At 39.9% G+C, this 21294-nt stretch carries 18 protein-coding genes and 1 pseudogene; 13 read left to right on the top strand and 6 right to left on the bottom strand.

The genetic code is table 11. The annotated features are described in order from the left end of the window. The 3 genes from EKM78_RS06890 to EKM78_RS06885 form a co-directional block, all read left to right on the top strand. Nucleotides 1-582, top strand: a 582-nt coding sequence (locus EKM78_RS06890) for a hypothetical protein (protein WP_211334343.1), incomplete at its 5' end; no start/stop codon positions are given. Further along, entirely contained in the window at nt 575-739 is a 165-nt protein-coding gene (locus EKM78_RS12610; protein WP_164507233.1) for a hypothetical protein, read from the top strand. The genes EKM78_RS06890 and EKM78_RS12610, both read left to right, overlap by 8 nt. Before the next feature lie 70 nt (nt 740-809). Beyond that, nucleotides 810-1400: an ECF transporter S component gene (locus EKM78_RS06885; RefSeq protein WP_125770716.1), complete on the top strand. Its 591-nt coding sequence runs from the start codon at nt 810-812 to the stop codon at nt 1398-1400. 86 nt (nt 1401-1486) lie between these two features. Here EKM78_RS06885 and EKM78_RS06880 read toward each other — a convergent pair whose 3' ends face one another. After that, nucleotides 1487-2152 (bottom strand): type 1 glutamine amidotransferase, encoded by a 666-nt coding sequence (locus EKM78_RS06880; protein WP_125770714.1) that lies wholly within the window; start codon nt 2150-2152, stop codon nt 1487-1489. A 55-nt stretch (nt 2153-2207) separates the two neighbouring features. On the opposite strand from EKM78_RS06880, the gene EKM78_RS06875 reads away from it, so the two are divergent. Both EKM78_RS06875 and EKM78_RS06870 read left to right on the top strand, forming a co-directional pair. Further along, nucleotides 2208-3521 carry a C1 family peptidase gene (locus tag EKM78_RS06875; protein ID WP_125770712.1) on the top strand — a complete coding sequence of 438 codons (1314 nt, stop codon included), beginning with the start codon at nt 2208-2210 and terminating at the stop codon, nt 3519-3521. 186 nt (nt 3522-3707) lie between these two features. Further along, nucleotides 3708-4199: a hypothetical protein gene (locus EKM78_RS06870; protein ID WP_125770710.1), complete on the top strand. Its 492-nt coding sequence runs from the start codon at nt 3708-3710 to the stop codon at nt 4197-4199. 90 nt (nt 4200-4289) lie between these two features. On the opposite strand, the gene EKM78_RS13425 is transcribed toward EKM78_RS06870, so the two are convergent. The 5 genes from EKM78_RS13425 to EKM78_RS06845 form a co-directional block, all read right to left on the bottom strand. Next, nucleotides 4290-4370 carry a hypothetical protein gene (locus EKM78_RS13425; RefSeq protein ID WP_125770720.1) on the bottom strand — a complete coding sequence of 27 codons (81 nt, stop codon included), beginning with the start codon at nt 4368-4370 and terminating at the stop codon, nt 4290-4292. A 7-nt stretch (nt 4371-4377) separates the two neighbouring features. Next, on the bottom strand, nt 4378-6069 hold the full coding sequence (locus tag EKM78_RS06860; protein ID WP_125770708.1) for a hypothetical protein: 1692 nt from the start codon (nt 6067-6069) through the stop codon (nt 4378-4380). Further along, nucleotides 6026-6679, bottom strand: a complete 654-nt coding sequence (locus tag EKM78_RS06855; protein ID WP_125770706.1) for a hypothetical protein — start codon at nt 6677-6679, stop codon at nt 6026-6028. The genes EKM78_RS06860 and EKM78_RS06855 overlap by 44 nt, the downstream gene beginning before the upstream one ends. A gap of 293 nt (nt 6680-6972) precedes the next feature. After that, on the bottom strand, nt 6973-14907 hold the full coding sequence (locus EKM78_RS06850; protein ID WP_125770704.1) for an LPXTG cell wall anchor domain-containing protein: 7935 nt from the start codon (nt 14905-14907) through the stop codon (nt 6973-6975). A gap of 336 nt (nt 14908-15243) precedes the next feature. Then, complete coding sequence (locus EKM78_RS06845; protein WP_125770702.1) at nt 15244-15534, bottom strand: hypothetical protein; 291 nt, start codon at nt 15532-15534, stop codon at nt 15244-15246. 344 nt (nt 15535-15878) lie between these two features. Here EKM78_RS06845 and EKM78_RS06840 point away from each other — a divergent pair, with 344 nt between their 5' ends. The 8 genes and pseudogenes from EKM78_RS06840 (at nt 15879) to ychF (ending at nt 21285) form a co-directional block, all read left to right on the top strand. Beyond that, complete coding sequence (locus tag EKM78_RS06840; protein ID WP_125770700.1) at nt 15879-16124, top strand: GlsB/YeaQ/YmgE family stress response membrane protein; 246 nt, start codon at nt 15879-15881, stop codon at nt 16122-16124. 523 nt (nt 16125-16647) lie between these two features. Then, nucleotides 16648-17373: a 16S rRNA (guanine(527)-N(7))-methyltransferase RsmG gene (gene rsmG / locus EKM78_RS06835; protein ID WP_125770698.1), complete on the top strand. Its 726-nt coding sequence runs from the start codon at nt 16648-16650 to the stop codon at nt 17371-17373. A gap of 15 nt (nt 17374-17388) precedes the next feature. Then, nucleotides 17389-17811 (top strand): ParB/RepB/Spo0J family partition protein, encoded by a 423-nt coding sequence (locus tag EKM78_RS06830; protein ID WP_164507232.1) that lies wholly within the window; start codon nt 17389-17391, stop codon nt 17809-17811. A gap of 12 nt (nt 17812-17823) precedes the next feature. Continuing rightward, a pseudogene (locus tag EKM78_RS06825) lies at nt 17824-18270 on the top strand (ParB/RepB/Spo0J family partition protein); the annotation flags it as partial. 10 nt (nt 18271-18280) lie between these two features. Continuing rightward, nucleotides 18281-19057: a ParA family protein gene (locus EKM78_RS06820; protein WP_125770692.1), complete on the top strand. Its 777-nt coding sequence runs from the start codon at nt 18281-18283 to the stop codon at nt 19055-19057. After that, nucleotides 19038-19907: a ParB/RepB/Spo0J family partition protein gene (locus EKM78_RS06815; protein ID WP_125770690.1), complete on the top strand. Its 870-nt coding sequence runs from the start codon at nt 19038-19040 to the stop codon at nt 19905-19907. Before EKM78_RS06820 ends, EKM78_RS06815 begins: the two co-directional genes overlap by 20 nt. A gap of 8 nt (nt 19908-19915) precedes the next feature. After that, nucleotides 19916-20182 (top strand): DUF951 domain-containing protein, encoded by a 267-nt coding sequence (locus EKM78_RS06810; protein WP_125770688.1) that lies wholly within the window; start codon nt 19916-19918, stop codon nt 20180-20182. Further along, nucleotides 20182-21285 (top strand): redox-regulated ATPase YchF, encoded by a 1104-nt coding sequence (ychF, locus tag EKM78_RS06805; RefSeq protein ID WP_125770686.1) that lies wholly within the window; start codon nt 20182-20184, stop codon nt 21283-21285. The genes EKM78_RS06810 and ychF overlap by 1 nt, the downstream gene beginning before the upstream one ends. Nucleotides 21286-21294: the final 9 nt, after the last annotated feature.

The following is a 21294-nucleotide window of genomic DNA, read 5'->3' as shown; positions in this document are numbered from 1 at the left end:
GAAGTACTTAGAGTATCGGGTGCGACCGATGCTCTTTTTTATACATATAATTATATCAAAAAGGGTGTTGTATCAGAACCTGACGGTTCTAATACAACACCCTTTTTTGGAGACTTATGTCACAGCCTCTTTTTGTTCAGAGACTTCAAACTACCACTGAATATTATGTTAAAAGGAATGGTATATATGAAAGGTTCAAAACGTAATCATAAGAAAAGAGTATTTTCATCTTCATTAGGACTAGTCACAATTTTTTTACTAGGATCAGCTTTTGCGGCTCCATTGAACAATAGTAAGAGTGAGACGACTAAACATAACGACGTTGTTTCAAGTAAGGTCGCCAGAAAAAATGCTAAGACGATCAAATCGATCAAGAATAAGAAGGATCAGGATGCTGAAAAAACCGGCAAGAAAGTTGAAGTTGAAAAGCCAGTCGTCCAATCGGCAACAAAAGCAGATAGTTCAGACGACACTTTATCAAAGATCCGCAGCTTATCGCCAAGTAAAATCAAAACTGCTGCCAGTAGCGAATCTAAGGCGGCAGAGATGATTCAAAGTCAAACCGGACTTAAGTATGGCTAAATCACAAAAAGCCGCTTCAGAACTGTTTTCTGATGGTAAATTTAGCGATTTAAGAAACGACATCAATAGCGGTAACTGGATCGGTGCTTACGCTCAATATCAGAAGCTTTCGCATGATGGATCGATCAAACAGCTTCAAGACAGTCTCGGAAATTAATTTTTGCCAGGCGTGACAATATGTTATAACATGTTAGTAACTTTTTAGGACGATATAGAGAGGGAATATCATGCGCAAGAAGAAATCATATCGGACAGCCATTTTAGGGATCTTGATGGCAATAATTTTTGTCCAATCGATGGTACCAATGTTGGGCTTTATCCCAACTGGTTTCGTCAATATTACTATTATCCACGTGACGGTCATCGTGGCTGCCATCGTTTTAGGCCCAACTGACGGTGCTATCGTAGGTCTTGTTTGGGGGATCGGGACAATTTTGAGAGCTTTGACTAGTCCCACTTCGATCATTGACACGACTGTATTTACTAACCCAGTGGTCGCAATCTTACCAAGAGTTTTAGTCGGATTAGTAGCAGGTTGGATCTATTTATGGTTTAAGAGAAGCGGCAAGCACCGCTTATTAGGTATGGGATTAGCTTCGGCAGCAGGCTCAATTACTAACACTGTCTTAGTTTTGACCTTAATGAGACTAATGTATGCCAGCGTGCTTTCCAAAGCTTATGCAGCGCAAACTTCGGCGCTAAATGCTATTTTACTAGCAATAGTAGGGACAAATGGCGTCGCTGAACTTATCGCCGCGATCATAATTGCTCCTGCAATAGCGACAGCGATTTTAAAGACAAATAAATTCTTAGACTAGCGTTACAAATTAAAAAAGGCTTTGACTCGGATATTTCCAAGTCAAAGCCTTTTGATTAATATCAATAATTATCAAGAGTCGGCAGTTTAAGCTGAAACACGTTTCTTGTGAGCTGCAATTATCTTATCGGCAATAGCTCTTGCCATATTCTCATTTTTCAAAATTGGTCCGTGTGAGTAGGAACCGATAGTATTCTTGTAGCGCATACCTTCGGCTTTGTCCTCAGGATTATTGCCGTAACCTTCGATCACCTTGCCAAGAGGTTTGAGTTTGGACTTATCGTCAAAATAAGTCCGGCCACTGTGATTTTCGAAAGCTCGCACAGTTCCCCATTCAGTCTCATATTCAGTATCGCCGATCATCCGACTGTCAGCTTTAAAAACCGTATGGAAAGGTAAGATATTCAAACATTGGATCGTGTCGCCGCCAACAGTTTCGTAGTACTTACCTAAAAATTGATAACCACCACAGATGCATAACATCGGCTTGTCGTCTTCGATGTAATCTTTGATGGTCTCGCGGTGATTGATCAAGTCTTTAGCAACAACAGATTGCTCGAAGTCTTGGCCACCGCCAAAAAATAGAAAGTCATAATCAGCAGCGTCAAACTTCTGTCCTAAACTAATATTATCAACTTGCGTATCGTAGCCTTTTTCCTTCAAAATAAAGCTTAGGATCTTGACATCGCCACTGTCACCGTAAGTATTCATCAGATCTTCATATAAATAAGCGATTTTAATCGTGTCAGACATAATATTCTCCAAAAAAGATAAAGTATTGTAATATTTAAATAATGAGGTGATTAATTTGACGAAAGAAATTAATAAAGCTAGTTTAGCAGATTTTCACGAGAAACTAAATCACGACGAATCGAACAACGTTTTGAAAAATGCCGTCGCCCAAGTTGGTATTTTTAAAGCAGCACAAAATATCGCTGCTAAGAGTAAACTCAATCCCGCTTTCAACATCGAAGTCCCTACGGGCAAAGTGACGGACCAAAAACGTTCCGGTCGTTGTTGGTTGTTCTCGACTTTGACTAACTTAAGAACGGAATTCGCCACGAGATATAAGGTTAAAGATTTTGAATTGTCAGAAAATTATTTGTCATTTTACGATCGGTTAGAGAAAGCTAATTACTTTTTCCAAAATATCATTCAAACAGCAGATATGCCGTTAACTGATCGGAAAGTCAATTTCTTATTTGCTCATCCAAGTGGGGATGGTGGTCAATGGCAATATGGTGCAAATTTGATCAAGAAATATGGCGTTGTCCCTAGTTATGTCATGCCAGAAACAGTTGTTTCGGTAAATACTAGTGAATTCAATGCCACGTTGAATAATTTATTGAGAAAAGACGGGATGGAGATCCTTCAAATGATCAAGGATAGCCAACCGACTGAACAAAGAGTCCAAGAAATGTTATCTGATGTTTATCGGATCTGTGTCTATTCATTTGGTCAACCACCAGTCGAATTTGAATTGTCGATCAAAGATGACGATGGCAAGATGATCGAAGAGACAAATATCACGCCAAAGGATTTTTTGAAGAATTACTTTACGATCGATCTTAATGACTATATCAGCGTTATGAATTCCCCACAAACTAGTAAGAAGTTCAATCAACCCTATACGATCGACACTCAAGGTAATATTGTCGGTGGTGAAGCTGAGAAATTTCTCAACTTGCCGATCGAACGGCTCAAAGAATTATCGATCCAGCAATTAAAGGGCAATGATACAGTTTGGTTCGGTAATGACGTTGGTAATCAATCAGAGCGTAAGAAGGGGCTCTTGTTTGGCGATCTTTATCAATACGATCAACTATTCAATATCGATACTAAGATGAGTAAGGGCGATGCTTTGGACACTGGGAACGCCTCAGTTTCTCACGCCATGGTCTTTACAGGAGTCAACTTGATCGACGATAAACCAAATCGTTGGAAAGTTGAGAATTCCTGGGGTGAAGCGGTCGGTAAAAAAGGCTACTTTACAATGGACGACCAGTGGTTCGATGAGAACGTTTATGAAGTAGTCATCAATAAGAAATACTTAACAGAAGACGAATTGGCTGCCTTCAACCAAGATCCAATCGTGTTACCCGCTTGGGATGCGATGGAATAATCAAATTATGTAAAAAAATACCGTTAGAGTTAGGATACTTTAACGGTATTTTTTTTATAAAATATTAGATAGTGAGAACAGTTGAATCGGTTGCTGTTTCACCGTTATAATTAAATTTCAATTAGTGATGGATCCGTGAGTAACTTAGTCACAGCACTAATTATTTAGAGAAATTAAGGTGATTATATGCATCGTAAACCAAGAAATAAGAAGAAATCGATTTTTTACGTGATCTTAGGTATCGTGGTTGTTTTAGTCTTAGGCGTCATCTTTTTCTTCCCGATCAACAATGCTATTCGTAGCGCTACGGGAAATGATACACCTAGCGACAAATTAGTTAAGAATGAATTGGCTAAGAAGATCGAAGCCAAGAAGACAGGAGATCCTAATGCTGATAAGAAGATCGACCAGTCAGCTAAGAAGTTAAAAGGCATCAAAATGTCAGAGATCATGCAAGCTGCTAAAGATCAACAATCAGCAGCTAAATTGATCCAAAGATCATCGTCACTATCACCTCAGGCATCGCAAAAAGCTGCCCAAGAACTTTTCAACGATCCTAAATTTAACGGTATTCGTGAATCGTTGAGCACCGGAGATTGGGTCAAGACTTATCAAGAATATCAAGATCTGTCTAAAGACGGATCGATCAATCAATTACAGCAAGATCTAGGACAATAATATAAATGAAAAAAGCTTCGTAATGAACACGCTAGAAATACTCTAGTATTCTCATTGCGGAGCTTTTTTGTTCGGTATTAAATTAGTAGATTAAAATACCTTTTTGATCTTATCAACACTCAATCCAACTAACCCTAACAAGATGATTCCAATTGCAGATAATAGGCTGATCGATTTATTACCAGTTTGAGGTAATTTGCTTGTGGCAACAGGGGGATGAACTCAATTGGCTAGTTGTCGCAGTAGGTTTTACAGCAGATGCAGAAGTAGGTGAGTAGGATAAGGAGGTTGGTGATAATGAAGCAGTTGTTGGAGAAGATGTTGATGTTACAGCATTGCCAGTCTTAGCTTGTTCTTTTGCAGCAGCTGGATAACTATAGCTTGTTGCTTGAGCAGGACTAGCGACTGATTTAGCAGCTGTCATAGGTTTGAGTGAGATCGTTGCTGAAGAGAGTGCTTTTTCAGAAGGCGAAACTGTTTTTGCTGATGTACTCCCTTCTGGAGAGAATCCACTTGTGGTTACTGTTGGAGCAGATTGGCTAGTTTGTCCAGTTGTTTGCGATGGACTGGTTGATGTAGCTGCTGAGGTCGAAGTGCTGGTGCCAGTAGTTGGTGTCGTTGTAGTAGTTGTTGAAGTTGTTGGCGTACTGTCAGCTGTCTTTGAATTGTTGCCGTAAGTTGTTGTAGGAGTACTTACCGCACTGTAGGTAACAGGGATGGTTGTTTGACCAGGCTGAATACTAATAGTTGAAGTGCTACTTGCAGGCAAGTAACCAGCGATTTGGGGATTGTTCAAAGTGAGACTTTCGCCTACGAAACCGGAGCTGGCGGAAATAGGACTACCAATAGGATCACCATCACTATCAACAGGTTGGATCATCAAGGTTACAGGATCACCTTGGTAAGTAAAGTCGATAGCTAGATTTTGATAATCACCCAAGGCTCTAGTGTCATAAGGCAAAGTATTAGCAGGACTTGCCAAGAAGCTTGTGTATTGTTCAGGTGTAAAAGTACCATCTAATTCAGTTGGAGCCGCCCCTGAAAGACTGTCGCTAGCGTAAGCCTTAAAGCCAGTCACAGTATATCCAGGAATAGTTGCAGCAGTAGCTGTTGGTAAATAAGTTGCTCCAGTGGCAGTCTCACTAGGTAAAGTTGCCGTAGGAGTAAGACCACTGTCAAAAGTCTTAATAGTATTGCCTAAGGAATCAACCGCACTGATCGAAATCGTAGGTTTAGTAGCTTCAGTATAGTAAAAAGTCTTAGAAATGTTACTTTGAGGCCAATATGTATAGGAAAGTGGAGTGATGCCGTCACTTTTAGCAGAGTCTAACACATAACTAGCGTTATTAAAGATCGATCCGGTTGGACCAAAGTATGGAAGTTGTGTTGGATCAGTTTGGGCTGCAGTCGAAGTATCATCAGCACTTAGCAAATGAGTTTCGTTTGATAATGTAGCATCTGCTGGCTTGATACCATCAGCTTTGAAGATGGCGTTGTTAGTAGGATCGTTGAAGTCATAAGTATCGGTTTGGGTATAAAGCGTTTGTCCGGATGTTTCATCAACATAAGTATATGTAGCGGTAACGCTCTTTAAGGCGTAGTAAATTTTGACGCAAACGTTACTGTCAGTGATAGGGACAGCAAGTGATGAAGTTAAACTAGCAGGAGTCCAAGCTGTATAATCAGCTGAATTTGTAATCGAGTTACTTAATTGTGATAGTAAATCAGGAGTCCAGGTCAGATCATACGTTGAGTTTGCTGACTGCGTCGTAGTAACGGGAATTGCTGTACCTAAGGGATCACCGTCAGTACCATAAGCTTGCACACTAACTGAGTAAGTTGCTGGGGTAGTAGTTGAACTTGTTGGCACGTGTTATCGAATAGCCAGAAGCAGGAACCGTGAATGTCGATAAATTAATAGCTGATGAACTAGTTGTAGTTGTACTCGAAGTTGAGGTCCCTGAAGGTGGTGTAGTTGTGGCCGTACCAGCTGAAGCTGTTCTAGACGAAGTTGATCCAGTAGTGGCAGTATCCGTTGTAGCGGTAGTTGGTTGAGGAGCTGTTGAAGTATTACCAGCAGGAGTGCTTGTTGCAGTTCCTGAACCTGAACTGGCGATAGGAGCTACCGTTGTACCAGATGATGCAGTAGTAGTCGAAGTAGCTGCAGGTTCTGTCGTCGTAGTTGAACTTGTTCCTGTAGTTGGCGTAATTGCTCCAGCCGTCGTAGTAGTGGGAGTTGTGGCACCAGTAATAGTTGAACTAGTAGCTGTCGTAGTAGGACTTGCGGTACTGCTGTCAGAAGTAGTTACTTCAGTTGAACTGGTCGGACTAGTCATAGAATCCGTGGTCGTCGCAGCTTTAGAAACACCTGGAATTAGCAAAAGTGAGGCACTACTTAATGCCACTGCAATTGCTAAGTCAGTATATTTGATCTTCGAAGAAAATTTCTTAGTAGTATGTTTAAAAATTTTAGTAGTCATTATAAGAACAATCCCCAATATTTTGGATTTCCTAGATAATCAATCGATATCAGAAAAAAGCACCCACAGCTAAAGTTAGGAAGGTAACAATGGTTGCTGACCGCTTTATTCACTGTCTATAGTAAGGCCTTACTGGACAATTATAAAAAAATACGCGTATTTATCTTGTTGTTAAAATGAATAGTATATTTTTGCCTAAAAGTTCTTTTCAATTATAAAAAAATAGTTGCTCATTTATTTTAGGCAAAGAAAAAAGGCAACATATGCGGTATGTTGTCTTTTTTGATACTTAATTATAATAATTTTTTGATCTTCTTACCACAGAAGGCCAAGATACCGAGCATCGCAATACCGATGGCACTTAAGATGCCAGCAAACTTGTTCCCAGTTTGAGGTAATTTAGCAGTTGGACCATCTTTAGTGAAACTCAAATTAGAAGCTTTTAGCGTTGTAGCTTTACTGCCAGTTTGATTTTCGCTAGAGATACCTTGAGTCGAGCTATTTTCTAAAGTTCTGGATCCGGGTTTATTGGATGGATCTACTGCTTTGCTCGAAGTATCAACCGCTGCATTTGAATTGCGGGCAAGTTGAGATACTTTGGCATTATCGATTTCTTTGACTGTAGCAGATGTTTGATGGTTGATGCTCTGTTGCGTCGTTATACTATCGTCGATTTTTTCGTCAGAGGTATTTTGACTTGTAGGGTCTGCTTTGGCAATCGAAGTAGGATCAATACTACTGTCACTGTCAGCACTTGGATTAACAACTGAAGCGGCGTTATGATCATGTGCTTGTGTTGAAGAAGCGTCTACAACTGAAGCAGAATCGTAACCTGCCTTACTTGTTGAGGGATCGTCCGTAGTTCCTGTGGTCTTAGGATCAGGATTGTCACTAGTTGTTGTACTTGATGAAGAACCTGTATTTACAGGATCAGTTGAAGTACCAGTTGTTATTGAACCAGTAGTAGCTGAATTAGTTGGGTCCGTCGAGTTGCTTGTGGAACTATGATCTGAAGTGTTTGAGCCGGAACTAGCACTGCTCGAACTTGCGGGGTCTGAACTAGAACCAGCCGTGGAACTCGTTGTAGAACTTGCGGGATCTGAACCAGAAGCAGCTGTGGAACTTGTTGTAGAACCTGCGGGATCCGAACCAGAACCAGTTGTAGAACTTGAAGTTGAACCTGCAGGATCTGAACCAGAAGCAGCTGAGGAACTTGTTGTAGAACCTGCGGGATCTGAACCAGAAGCAGCTGAGGAACTTGTTGTAGAACTTGCGGGATCTGAACTAGAACCAGTTGTAGAGCTTGAAGTTGAACCGGTATTGATTGGATCAGAGCTTGAACTTGATCCAGATGAAGTAGAACCAGTACTGGAGCTAGTTGAGTTTGAACTAGCAGGGTCAGAGCTAGGATCTGATCCTGTTCCAGTTGTAGTTGAAGGTCCAGGATTACTTGTTCCTGTAGTGCTCGATGAACCAGAATTTACCGGATCTTTAGTAGGATCCGAAGTGCTAGATGAGGTGTTGTTTGAACCAGAGCTTGGATCGTCAGAAGAATTAGGATGCGTGCTAGTACCTGTGGAACTAGTTGTAGACCCTGCTGGGTCTGAGCTAGAACCCGTTGATCCAGAATCAGAAGTCCCTGTGTTAACTGGATCCGCTGACGAACCTGAGTTAGAGCTGGTATTTACAAGGTCAGTTGTAGGACTAGATGTAGAACTCGAACTAGAAGTATTTGAACCAGATCCAGAATTTACAGGATCAGTAGTTGCACTTGTTGATCCGGACGTGGAACCAGTGGATGTTGAACTTGAGCTTGAAGTTCCAGAAGCACTAGGATCTGTATTTGTACCTGCGGGACTAGAAGTTGAACTAGTAGATGATCCAGAGTTTACGGGGTCGGTAGTAGAACTAGATGAAGTACCAGTATTTCCGGTATTAGTGCTCGTAGTTGTCGAGCCAGATGATGAAGTACCAGAGTTAGTAGGATCATTAGTAGAACTCGAAGTAGTTGATCCGGATGTTGAACTGGAACCAGAAGTTGAACTAGTAGATAACCCAGAATTTACAGGATCGGTAGTAGAACTAGATGGAGTACCAGTATTTCCGGTATTAGTGTTAGTACCTGTTGAACCTGAATTAGTAGTTGAGCTTGAAGTTGAACCTGTATTTCCAGTATTAGTGTTAGTACCTGTTGAACCTGAATTAGTAGTTGAGCTTGAAGTTGAACCCGTATTTCCAGAATCAGTCGTAGAACTAGTTGAACTCGAAGGTGTTGATCCGGATGTCGAACCAGAATCAGTAGTTGAACTAGTGGATGATCCAGAGTTTACAGGATCGGTAGTCGAACTAGATGAAGTGCCGGCATTTCCGGTATTAGTGTTAGTACCTGTTGAACTAGATGATGAAGTACCAGTGCTGGCAGGCTCATCAGCAGAACTTGAAGCATTTGAACCGGACGTAGAGGTACCTGTTGAACCTGAATTAGTAGTTGAGCTTGAAGTTGAACCTGTTTTTGCAGGATCGGTAGCCGAACTAGATGAGGTACCAGTATTTCCTGTGCTTGTGTTTGTACTTGTTGAACCAGATGATGAAGTACCAGTATTAGCAGGGTCATTAGTAGAACTCGAAGTGGTTGATCCGGATGTCGAATCAGATGAACCAGAGCCAGTAGTTGAGCCTGAAGTTGAACCTGTATTTACAGGATCGGTAGCAGAACTAGATGAAGTACCAGAATTTCCAGTATTAGTGTTCGTACTTGTTGAGCCAGAACCAGTAATTGAGCTTGAAGTTGACCCAGAATCTACAGGATCGGTAGTAGTACTAGATGAAGTACCAGTGTTTCCAGTATCAGTGCTTGTACTTGTCGAACCAGAGGATGAAGAGTCAGTGTTAGTAGGATCATTGGTAGAACTCGAAGTGGTTGATCCGGTCGTTGAACCAGAATCAGTAGTAGAGCTAGAAGTTGACCCAGAATCTACAGGATCGGTAGTAGAACTAGATGAAGTACCAGTATCTCCGGTATTAGTGCTCGTACTTGTTGAACCAGATGATGAGGTACCAGTGCTGGTAGGGTCGTTGGTAGAGCTCGAAGTGGTTGATCCGGCTGTTGAACCAGAACCAGTAGTAGAGCTAGAAGTTGAGCCGGTATTTCCAGGATCAGTAGTAGAACTAGATGAAGTACCAGTATCTCCGGTATTAGTATTAGTACTTGTTAAACCTGAATTAGTAGTTGAGCTAGAAGTTGAGCCTGTGTCTCCAGAATCCGTAGTAGAACTAGATGAAGTACCAGTGTTTCCAGTATTAGTGTTCGTACCCGTTGAACCAGAACCAGTAGTAGAGCTAGAAGTTGAACCTGCATTTACAGGATCGGTAGTAGAACTAGATGAAGTACCAGTATCTCCGGTATTAGTGCTCGTACTTGTTGAACCAGATGATGAAGTACCAGATCCGGTAGGGTCGTTGTTAGAACTCGAAGTGGTTGATCCGGCTGTTGAACCAGAACCATTAGTCGAACTAGTAGATGATCCAGAATTTACAGGGTCGGTAGTAGAGATAGATGAGGTACCAGTATTTCCGGTGTTTGTGTTTGTACTTGTTGAACCAGATGATGAAGTACCAGTGTTGATAGGTTCAGTAGTAGAACTAGAAGTGGTTGATCCAGATGTCGAACCAGTATCAGTAGTTGAGCTTGAAGTTGATCCAGAATTTATAGGGTCAGTAGTGGAGCTAGATGAAGTACCAGCGTTTCCAGTATTAATATTCGTACTTGTTGAACCAGAACCAGTAGTTGAGCTTGAAGTTGATCCAGAATTTATAGGGTCAGTAGTGGAGCTAGATGAAGTACCGGTGTTTCCGGTATTAGTGCTTGTACTTGTTGAACCAGATGGTGAAGTACCAGCGTTTCCAGTATTAGTATTCGTACTTGTTGAACCAGAACCAGTAGTTGAGCTTGAAGTTGAACCTGTATTTACAGGATCGGTATTCGAACTTGATGAGGTACCAGTATTTCCGGTGTTTGTGTTTGTACTTGTTGAACCAGGTGAGGAAGAGCCAGTGTTAGTTGGATCATTGGTGGAACTCGAGGTTGTTGAGCCTGAAGTTGAACCTGTATTTACAGGATCAGTAGTAGAACTAGATGAAGTACCAGCATTTCCAGTATTAGTGTTCGTACCCGTTGAACCAGAACCATTAGTCGAACTAGTAGATGAACCAGAATTTACAGGATTGGTATTCGAACTTGATGAGGTACCAGTATTTCCAGTGTTTGTGCTTGTACTTGTGGAGCCAGATGAACCAGAACCAGTAGTTGAACTTGAAGTTGAACCCGTATTTACAGGATCGGTAGTAGAACTGGATGAAGTACCAGTGTTAGTAGTTGTCGAATCAGATGATGAAGAGCCAGTGTTAGTAGGATCATTGGTAGAACTAGAAGTGGTTGATCCTGCTGTTGAACCAGAATCAGTAGTTGAACTATTGGATGATCCAGAGGTTACAGGATCAGTAGTAGAACTAGATGAGGTACCGGTGTTACCAGTGTTTGTGCTTGTACTTGTGGAGCCAGATGAACCAGAACCAGTAGTTGAACTAGTAGATGATCCAGAGGTTACAGGATCAGTAGTAGAACTAGATGAGGTACCAGTATTTCCAGTGTTTGTGTTTGTACTTGTTGAGCCAGATGTCGAACCAGAATCAGTAGTCGAACTAGTAGATGACCCGGAATTTACAGGATCGGTAGTAGAACTAGATGAAGAACCAGCATTTCCAGTATCAGTGTTCGTAGTTGTCGAACCAGATGATGAAGAGCCAGTGCTGGTAGGATCATTGGTAGAACTAGAAGTGGTTGATCCGGCTGTTGAACCAGAATCAGTAGTCGAACTAGTAGATGACCCAGAATTTACAGGATCAGTGATAGTACTAGACGAAGTACCAGTATTTCCGGTATTAGTGCTCGTACTTGTTGAACCTGCATTTACAGGATCGGTAGTAGAACTAGATGAAGTATCAGTATTTCCGGTATTAGTGCTCGTACTTGTTGACCCAGATGATGAAGTACCAGTGTTGGTAGGATCGTTGGTAGAACTCGAAGTAGATGATTCTGCTGTTGAACCAGAACCAGTAGTAGAGCTTGAAGTTGAACCTGTATTTCCAGAACCGGTTGTTGAACTCGTTGTTGAGCTAGAACTAGTGCTTGGTTGTGTGGTTGTAACTTTCTTATAACTTACGTTTACAGTACCTTGATTTGGAGCAACTACGATACTTGATGTTGGCGTGATTGCTTGATAGTTAGCAATTTCAGGAGCAGTTAAAGTTGCGGATGAGCCGACTATCCCTGAACCTGCTGAAATTGGGCTACCGATTTTTACACCATTTTCATCAACGGGTTGGATCATCAAACCTATCGTATTTCCTTGATAAGTTAATTGAATATGAAAGTTTTGGTGAGCTGCCAATGCCCGTTCGTCCATTGTAGTTTGTGCACTGGGACTACTAATAAATTGTGCATATTCGTCAGGTGTCATTGAATAACTATAATTTGTGTCAGTGCCGCCAAAGTAGCTACCAGTAGCGTTCAATTTAAAGCCAGTCAAAGTATAACCATTGACCGTAGCTTGTGCAGCGGTTGGGAAATAGTCTGCTTGACTCAATTGAGGAGCAGGTAGGGTGCTAACAAGTGTCGGTGCTGAAAAAGTTTTTATGATATTGCCATTTTGATCCGCAGCATCGATCGTCATTGTTGGATCAGGCTCTTCCATGTAGTAGAAAGTCTTCGTGATGTTAGCTGAAGGCCACTTGATATAACGAGTTGGCGTGGTCAAACCGCTCATCAATGAATTGAGTTGATAAGCACCAGTATTAAAGACTGTGCCGCTTGGACCGAAGAATGGTAAATCGGCTGGATCTGTAACTGGATCAGCAACAGGATCAGATACGACTAGTTGACCTGAATCAGGATCGATAACGGTCATTGGTGGTCTAATACCATCTGTCTGGTAAGTATAGCCGTTGTTAGGATCATTGAGATCCCAAGTGTTAGTTTCTGTTAATAAATTTTTTCCGGTATTCATGTCAACAAAATTGAAGGTCGTCGTTACTTTAGGTAAAGCATAAATAACGTCTACAACGACATCTTGATTTTTTACAGGGACACTTAAAGACCCAGTTAGTGCATCAGGATTCCACAATTGATATTGGCTGACATTTTTAACGGAATTATTCAGTGAATTGATCAAGCTATCTGACCAATTCAATAATGCAGTTGTATTAGATGCGGATGTAGTTACAGGGATGATTGCACCTAATGGGTTCCCGTCGGTATCTACCGCTTGGACACTGATTGAATGTTCAGTAGTAGGATCGGTCGAGACAGTACCTGTGTCACTGATGACAATACCATCACTAGGTAGCTTATCGAAACCACCTTCATAAAGGTAAGTGCAACCGTCGTTAGGATTGATATCGGTTGCTGAAATATAAGGGAATTCCACAGGTCCTTGGTCAGGTTGAACTGTGATACTTACCGAATCAACTTGAGGTGCATAGCCGGAAACTGTGGGAGCTAAAATAGTCATATTTTTACCGATCGAACCAGCTCCAACAGGAATCGGATCACCGACTTTGTTGCCCTCCGGATCCACTGGTTGAACATAAACTTCAACAGTATTGACTTGATAAGATAGTTGGACCTCGAGATGTTGATAATCGCCCATTAGACGAGTGTCGTAGTCGTCAGTCGTAGCGGATGTTTTCAAATAATTTGCGTATTGTTCAGGTGTCATTTGATAGCTAGTCGTTTCATCAGGTTGACCTGAGACGCTTTGACTCTTGATCAGGTTGATGCCGATCAATGTGTTATTTGGAATCGTGGCAGCTGAACTACTTGGCAAATAAACATTGGGATGGATTTTTGAAGAATCGTCACTCATTTGTGAATTGCTAAAGGTTTTTAAGAGATCTCCAAATTGGTCGACCGCGTCAACAGTAACGGTTGGTGCAGCAACTTCTTTGTAGTAAAAAGTCTTTGTGTAATCACCGGTTGGCCATTGTAAGTAATCCATTGGCGTGACGTTGCCGCTTTTTGCTAGATCCAAAACTAGATAACTATTGTTGTAGATCATGCCTGTTGGTCCAAAATAAGGAAGAATACCAACATTGGATATTTGATATTGCGATTGATCACCAGTGGTCAAAGCACCGTTAGCAAGTACAGCCATTGGTGGACGGATACCTAGAGTTTGAAAATCTGCATGATCATAGAATGAATAAGGTATGGCTCCTTGATGTAAAATTTTTCCTGAAGTTTCATCAACGAATTTAAAGTTGATATTAGCAGATGGTCTAGAATAATATACTGATACAAGTACATCATTATTTGACATATCAATATTTAATGGTTCTGAATCATAGTCTTTATACCATGGATGTAAACCATAAGAAACACTTGTCCCCATTGATTGTGACAATAGGAATGAGGTGTAGGTGCCCCAATTAACTGTGACTGCTTGACCAGGTGCATAATATCCGAGGACCTTAGGTGCTCCATAAGCAATGCCATAATTATTAACAGCTTGAAGTTTAATGGCATATTTACCATTAACAGCCGTGCTGTTAGCAACATTAGTAATTGCAATGCCATGATCAGGGATGACGGCAACGGGAGCCATTTTATCATTGCCACTTAAGACATAAGAAATCGGTTGTGAGTTAGTTGTCGTGTCACTAGAATCGTTAGTTACAGGACTGGTAGTCGTTTGTGTTGTAGGCATAGTTGCCACAGCCGTAGCACTACTTGTATTTCCTGATACCGAACTAGCATTTAAAGATGCTGACTCGGGGATGACATTATTATCGTTGTTTGTCGTAGAAGATGCAGTTGAACTTGCATTTGAATTGTTTTTCGAAGTAATCGTTGGATTATTTGTAGTTGAGCTTACATTTGAATTATTTTCTGAATTAGTTGTTTGCGTATTGTTGTCGACCGTTTGTTGAGCAATATCAGACAACTTAGGTGTGATCGATCCAACTGTCGTATTGTTAAACAAGTTAGGATCAGTCGTCGTATTTTTACTTTGAACCACAGAAGAAGGTTCTTGGCCTGTTTGAAACGTATTTGTAGAATCAGCTTGAGCAGTTGTCGGGACTAAAAGTAGCGAAGCACCGCTAAGGGCTACAGCGATAGCAAGGTCCTTATATCTGATTTTATTAAGTTTACTGAACTTATTTGCTCTCATAAATAGACCTTCTTTGTAGATAAATTCTCCTAAGATCTATTTCATAACCTATATCTCCATAACTAATCGTAAGACATATATCCTCTAATGATAAATTTAAAGCACATTTATCTTTAAATGTTATGTAGCGAAAAAACTATAAGACAGTTATCTTAAAAATGATTTTTATTAGCGTCTTACATCTGGGATAGCGTTATTGGATATGTTAAAAATAATAATTCAACGATTATTTTTATTAGAGTGGTATTTTTCTGAAAATTAAAAAGCCATATTTGCAGTTTCGTTTGCAAATATGACTTTATTATTTCAAAACTAGTTCCAGGTTACAGTGGAATCCTATTTAACTTTAGTTGACTCAATACCCGCATTATAACCACGAATGAAACGATCGACTTCGTTGATTCGTTGACTGGTTAAAGCGTTTGAAAAGCTGATTATTTTGTCAGGATAATGATGAAAACTACGATGATTCTCGAAATCCGCAACCGCTTGATCGTATCCTAACCGATAATCATCATTGATCTGAGCACGAATGCTATTTTTCCAATCGTAATAACTATCTGCTGCTTGTTGATAATCTCCTTCTTCATATTTTCTTTTGATGAAATCGTGCAATTTTCTTAACATTTGATCACGACCTGTCTATGAAATTTGAATGAAAGAGAGATCTATCGACCTCAATTTAATTGTAACGTTATTTTGAGAAGAAACAATGAAAATGCATAGTATGACAAGTGATGACAAAACATTTTAGGATACTGTCCGATCATAACAAATAAGAAAAAACGAAGCACAGGTTGTTTTATTTTTTCGTTCTTGAATTTTCAATTTTGTTTATTGTCTTTTTGACAAAACACCTATTTCATCTCTCAAGTCGAATAATCATTGAAATTGTATTGATCATAATTATACTTGTTACAGTTTTCAGTGAAAGTTATAATTGAATTATTAAATAAGAGGGACGTGATCAAATGCATTGGTTATGGGTTATAATCGTTGGTGCGATTATTGGTGCTATTGCCGGAGCAATCACTAAAAAAGGTGAAGCTATGGGCTGCGCCAGCAATATCATTGCTGGTATCGTAGGTTCAGCTTTAGGAGAAGCACTATTAGGATCTTGGGGTCCTCAACTGGCAGGAATGGCAATCATTCCTTCATTGATTGGAGCAGTCATTTTAGTTGTGGTTGTTTCATGGATAGTTCAAAAATTAAATTAGTCACCGTTATAACGGAAAAAATGCCCTATTCAATTTGCTGAATAGGGCGTTTTTTAAATATTAAGCAAAAAAATAACACTCTGGGGATGAGTGTTATTTCAAATAAATATTTATATTTAGGGATTAAATATTATGTTATAGGGGGGAGAGATAAGAATTCGTAACTCTTATCTACAAGTAATATAGTACCGGTGAGACGTGAATAAATTATTTTGAAAATGTGAATAAATTGTGAAGATTTCCAAATTATTGACTCAAAAAGCTTTTTGTTGGTCACTTTAATGTGAGTTAATCCTGAATCTAGTAGTATGTGGACATTAGTCGTATTCATTTGACTATTTGAATAAACCACCGAAAAATATTACCATTATTTAGTTAAGGATTTTTTCGCAAAACCCTAATTTTTTTCAATTTCTTCTATATAATATAAGAGACAGAAACTTAACAGACCATTGAATTAAATTTTTATTTAATATACGATAAGTAGGTGTGAAACATAGTGTTTCACGGCTGGAGGAATTGAATGACACCTGAAGAATTTTTTGAAGCATTATCGACAAAGGGTATCGATCTAAGCGATACCCAAAAATCACAATTTGAGACTTATTTTCATGAGCTAGTTGAAACGAACAAGGTCATGAATTTGACGTCGATCACAGAGAAAGAGCAAGTTTATTTGAAACACTTTTATGATTCATTGATTTTAGACTTTTTCGATGATGCCTTGATCAAAGATGACCTTTCGATTTGTGATGTTGGGTCTGGTGCAGGTTTCCCTTCGATCCCGCTAAAGATCGTTAACCCAAATTTGCAAGTTACCATTATTGATTCGCTCAATAAACGGATCAATTTTCTAAACCAACTAGTTGATAAGTTAGGTCTTGAGAATGTAAATTTAGTCCATGGTCGTGCTGAAGAATTGGGTCAAAACAAACAGTATCGTCAAAGTTTTGATCTAGTAACAGCTCGCGCCGTTGCTTCTATGGCTGTGTTGACGGAATTGTGTTTGCCATTTGTTAAAAAAGGTGGTCAATTCATCGCTATGAAGGCCGATAAAGCGAGTGAAGAATTAGTTGAAGCCAAATTCGCCATAACAACCTTAGGTGGAAAATTTGAGAAACAAGCAGAATTTGAGCTACCAAACGGTGCAGGTTCGCGTAATTTAATTTTTGTAAGCAAAACCAAAGAGACACCAAAGAAATATCCTAGAAAGCCGGGGACGCCTTCTAGAAAACCATTAATCAAATAGCAGGGAGGAAAGATCGTGGCACTAAAATCAGAAGAAAATCCAAAGACAACAAGTAATGGGGATGCTACTAGAGGTCGCGTAATTCGCGTTAGTTTGGATAAGATCATTCCCAATCGCTATCAACCACGTACCGATTTCGATGAGAAGAGTATTACTGAGTTATCACAAACCATTAGCGAACATGGCTTATTGCAACCAATGGTCGTTCGTTCATATGAAGACGGCAAATATGAGATCATTGCCGGTGAAAGAAGATTTCGAGCTCTTAAGAAGTTAAACTGGCACAAAGTCCCAGTAATTGTTAAAGAACTAGATGATGAAGAAACTGCTTCAATGGCGTTGATCGAAAACGTTCAACGAGAAAATCTGAATCCAGTTGAAGAAGCTAGAGCTTATCGTAAGGTGCTCGATGCTGAGAATATCACGCAACTGGAATGAGCTAATCGCCTAAGCAAGAGTCAGTCATATGTGGCTAATAAACTACGTTTACTTTCCTTGAGCGATGAAGTCCTAGAGTCATTAGCTAATGAGAAGATTAGCACTCGTCACGGACGAGAATTGTTAAGATTAGATCAAGATCAACAAAACAAAGCTTTGGCTAAGATTTTAGATAAAAGTTTAAATGTTAAAGAAACAAAAGCACTTGTTGATAAATATACCGCTAAAGAAGACAAGTCAAAGGCTGAAGATAAAGATGTTAAAGCTTCAGATACCGCTGCAGATGCTAAGCCAAAGAAATCTAGCAATGAATACAACATCAATACTTCCATTGAAGACGTCAAAGCAAACATTGCTAAGATGAAGAAACACGGAACTTCAGTAAGTTTCGTTGAAGATAAGAAAAAAGGATTTTACGAGATTGACATCAGGATCCATGATGACGACCTTGAAGATTAAGGGGAATAAGATGGCACGAAAAATATCCATTGCAAATCAAAAAGGTGGCGTTGGTAAAACCACAACGACCATTAATTTGGGCGCATGTTTAACTAACATGGGCCAAAGAGTTCTGATCGTTGACGTTGACCCACAAGGTAACGCCACTAGTGGACTCGGTATCAAAAAAGCTAACGTGGTCAAAGATGTTTATGATGTTTTGGTGAATGAATATCCACTGGAAAAGACTATCATCCACTCAAAACACGACAACCTTGATATCGTTCCGGCTACCATCCAATTGGCTGGTGCTGAAATGGAATTGACTTCTATGATGGCACGGGAAACTCGTCTCAAAGCAGGGATCGACAAAGTTGATGAAAATTACGACTTTATTTTGATCGACTGTCCACCTTCACTAGGTCAACTTTCCACAAATGCCTTCACAGCTAGTGATTCGATCCTAATTCCAGTTCAAAGCGAATACTATGCTCTGGAAGGTTTAAGCCAGTTATTAAATACTATTAGATTAGTACAAAAACACTTCAATTCCGACTTAGAAATCGAAGGCGTTTTATTAACTATGCTAGATTCAAGAACTAATCTCGGTAAACAAGTTGTTGATGAGGTTAAATCATATTTTGGCGATCGTGTATATAAATCGATCGTACCCAGAAATACAACATTGGCAGAAGCTCCTAGTTATGGACTACCGATCGTCGATTTTGACGACCGTTCACGTGGTGCGGAGGCTTATACTTCATTGGCCAAGGAGGTACTAAAGCGTAATGGCATCAAGCAAAAATAAAAAAGGATTAGGCAAAGGGATCGATGCGATTTTCTCTGAATTTGAAGCGATCGACGAAAATAGTGAAACAGTAGTTGATCTAGATTTAGACCAAATCCGTCCTAACCCTTACCAACCTAGAAAAACATTCGATGAACATGCTTTAAATGAACTGGCTAAATCAATCGACCAAAACGGCGTTTTTCAACCGATCATTGTTCGTGAAAGCGTTAATGGTTATGAGATCATCGCAGGTGAAAGAAGATTCCGTGCTAGCAAGATAGCTAAGAAAACAACAATACCTGCAATCGTTCGACCACTGAGTGAGTCAGGGATGATGGAAATAGCTGTCCTAGAAAACTTACAACGTGAAGATCTAACGCCACTTGAAGAAGCTGACGCTTATCAAACGTTGATCTCAAAGCTTAATTTGACACAAGAGCAAGTTTCGAAACGTCTTGGCAAAAGTCGACCATATATTGCTAACTATTTGCGATTATTGAACTTGCCTGATTCAACGAAACAATTAGTTCAAAGTGGAGCTTTGTCGATGGGACAAGCTAGAACTTTGCTGAGTTTAAAGGATCAAGATCAAATTGAAAAACTAGCTCAAAAAGCCGTTGATGAAGACTTAACCGTTCGTCAATTGGAACAATTAGCAACAGATTCAAAGAAAGATACTAAGAAGAAGAAGGCACCAAAGACTAAATCGCCTTTCGTTAAAGCAACTGAAGACCGACTAGTCGAAAAATTCGATACACAAGTCGCTGTTAAAACAGGTCGTAACGGTCATGGTAAACTGGAAATCGATTTTACCAATACGGATGACTTAAATCGTATTTTAGACATATTAGGAATCAAAATAGATTAGAGGATATTATGTTTAATTTAGGAGATCTTATTACGATGAAGAAACCTCACGCCTGTGGGGTAAATCGCTGGGAGATCATTCGTCTCGGCGCAGATATCAAAATAAAATGCATGGGCTGTGGACATATAGTTATGATCCCACGAGCTGAATTCAATAAGAAATTTAAAAAAGTAGCCACTAAAGCTGCTGATGTCGATTATTCCAATGAGGAATTTTATCTCAAACAAGATCACATCATGAAACCTAACACTATCAATAATGAGGAGGATTTATAATGGCCCTTACTGCCGGAATCGTAGGTTTACCTAACGTTGGTAAATCAACACTATTTAACGCTATTACTAAAGCTGGTGCGGAGATGGCTAACTACCCATTCGCTACCATTGACCCTAACGTCGGGATGGTTGAAGTCCCAGATAAAAGATTGGCTCGGATCGATGAATTGATCCCTGCAAAGAAAATTATTCATACAACATTTGAATTTACTGATATCGCTGGAATCGTTAAGGGCGCCAGCAAGGGTGAAGGACTAGGAAACAAATTTTTGGAAAATATCCGTCAAGTTGATGCCATCGTTCACGTTGTTCGTGCCTTTGACGACGATAATATTACTAGTGTTACGGGTAAAGTTGATCCACTCGATGATATTGAAACGATCAATTTAGAGTTGAGTATCGCTGATCTCGACAGTATCAACAAGCGTTATACGAAAGTCGAAAAACAAGCAACTTCCGCTAAAGATAAAGATGCCATTGCTGAATTAGCTGTCTTGAAGAAGATCAAACCTGTCCTTGAAGAAGGCGGGGCAGTTCGTTCGATCGAGTTTAACGAAGACGAACAAAAGATCGTTAAAGGATTATTCCTATTAACTTCTAAACCAGTTTTGTACGTCGCTAATATCGCTGAAGATGACATGGGTGATCCAGAAGCATCGAAGTATTACAAGATCGTTGAAGACTATGCTAAGAAAGAAAACGCACAAGTCATTGGTGTTTCAGCAAAAACTGAAGAAGAAATTGCCGAATTAGATGATGATGAAAGAGCTGAATTTTTAGAGGCTGAAGGTGTTACTGAATCTGGTCTTGATAAATTGATCAAAGCTAGTTACAAACTATTAGGCTTGAGAACTTTCTTCACTGCTGGTGGTAAGGAAACTCGTGCTTGGACTTTCCATGAAGGAATGAAAGCACCACAAGTTGCTGGTATTATTCACTCTGACTTTGAACGTGGATTTATTCGTGCCGAAGTTATGGCGTTTGACGACTTGGATAAATATGGCAGCGAACAAGCTGTTAAAGAGGCTGGAAAACTTGGACTTGAAGGAAAAGACTATGAAGTTCAAGATGGCGACATTATCGAATTTAGATTTAACGTTTAACCTGGAGGA

Source organism: Companilactobacillus furfuricola (assembly GCF_003946325.1).
Taxonomy (GTDB): domain Bacteria; phylum Bacillota; class Bacilli; order Lactobacillales; family Lactobacillaceae; genus Companilactobacillus; species Companilactobacillus furfuricola.
This window is presented reverse-complemented; position numbering and strand designations above follow the sequence as displayed.

What these genes read in the sequence shown, in the direction of transcription:
- EKM78_RS12610 (WP_164507233.1), top strand. Translation starts at nt 575, where the DNA reads ATGGCTAAATCACAAAAAGCCGCTTCAGAACTGTTTTCTGATGGTAAA.
- EKM78_RS06885 (WP_125770716.1), top strand. Translation starts at nt 810, where the DNA reads ATGCGCAAGAAGAAATCATATCGGACAGCCATTTTAGGGATCTTGATG.
- EKM78_RS06880 (WP_125770714.1), bottom strand. Translation starts at nt 2,152, where the DNA reads ATGTCTGACACGATTAAAATCGCTTATTTATATGAAGATCTGATGAAT.
- EKM78_RS06870 (WP_125770710.1), top strand. Translation starts at nt 3,708, where the DNA reads ATGCATCGTAAACCAAGAAATAAGAAGAAATCGATTTTTTACGTGATC.
- EKM78_RS06855 (WP_125770706.1), bottom strand. Translation starts at nt 6,679, where the DNA reads ATGACTACTAAAATTTTTAAACATACTACTAAGAAATTTTCTTCGAAG.
- EKM78_RS06850 (WP_125770704.1), bottom strand. Translation starts at nt 14,907, where the DNA reads ATGAGAGCAAATAAGTTCAGTAAACTTAATAAAATCAGATATAAGGAC.
- EKM78_RS06845 (WP_125770702.1), bottom strand. Translation starts at nt 15,534, where the DNA reads ATGTTAAGAAAATTGCACGATTTCATCAAAAGAAAATATGAAGAAGGA.
- EKM78_RS06840 (WP_125770700.1), top strand. Translation starts at nt 15,879, where the DNA reads ATGCATTGGTTATGGGTTATAATCGTTGGTGCGATTATTGGTGCTATT.
- rsmG (WP_125770698.1), top strand. Translation starts at nt 16,648, where the DNA reads ATGACACCTGAAGAATTTTTTGAAGCATTATCGACAAAGGGTATCGAT.
- EKM78_RS06820 (WP_125770692.1), top strand. Translation starts at nt 18,281, where the DNA reads ATGGCACGAAAAATATCCATTGCAAATCAAAAAGGTGGCGTTGGTAAA.
- EKM78_RS06815 (WP_125770690.1), top strand. Translation starts at nt 19,038, where the DNA reads ATGGCATCAAGCAAAAATAAAAAAGGATTAGGCAAAGGGATCGATGCG.
- EKM78_RS06810 (WP_125770688.1), top strand. Translation starts at nt 19,916, where the DNA reads ATGTTTAATTTAGGAGATCTTATTACGATGAAGAAACCTCACGCCTGT.
- ychF (WP_125770686.1), top strand. Translation starts at nt 20,182, where the DNA reads ATGGCCCTTACTGCCGGAATCGTAGGTTTACCTAACGTTGGTAAATCA.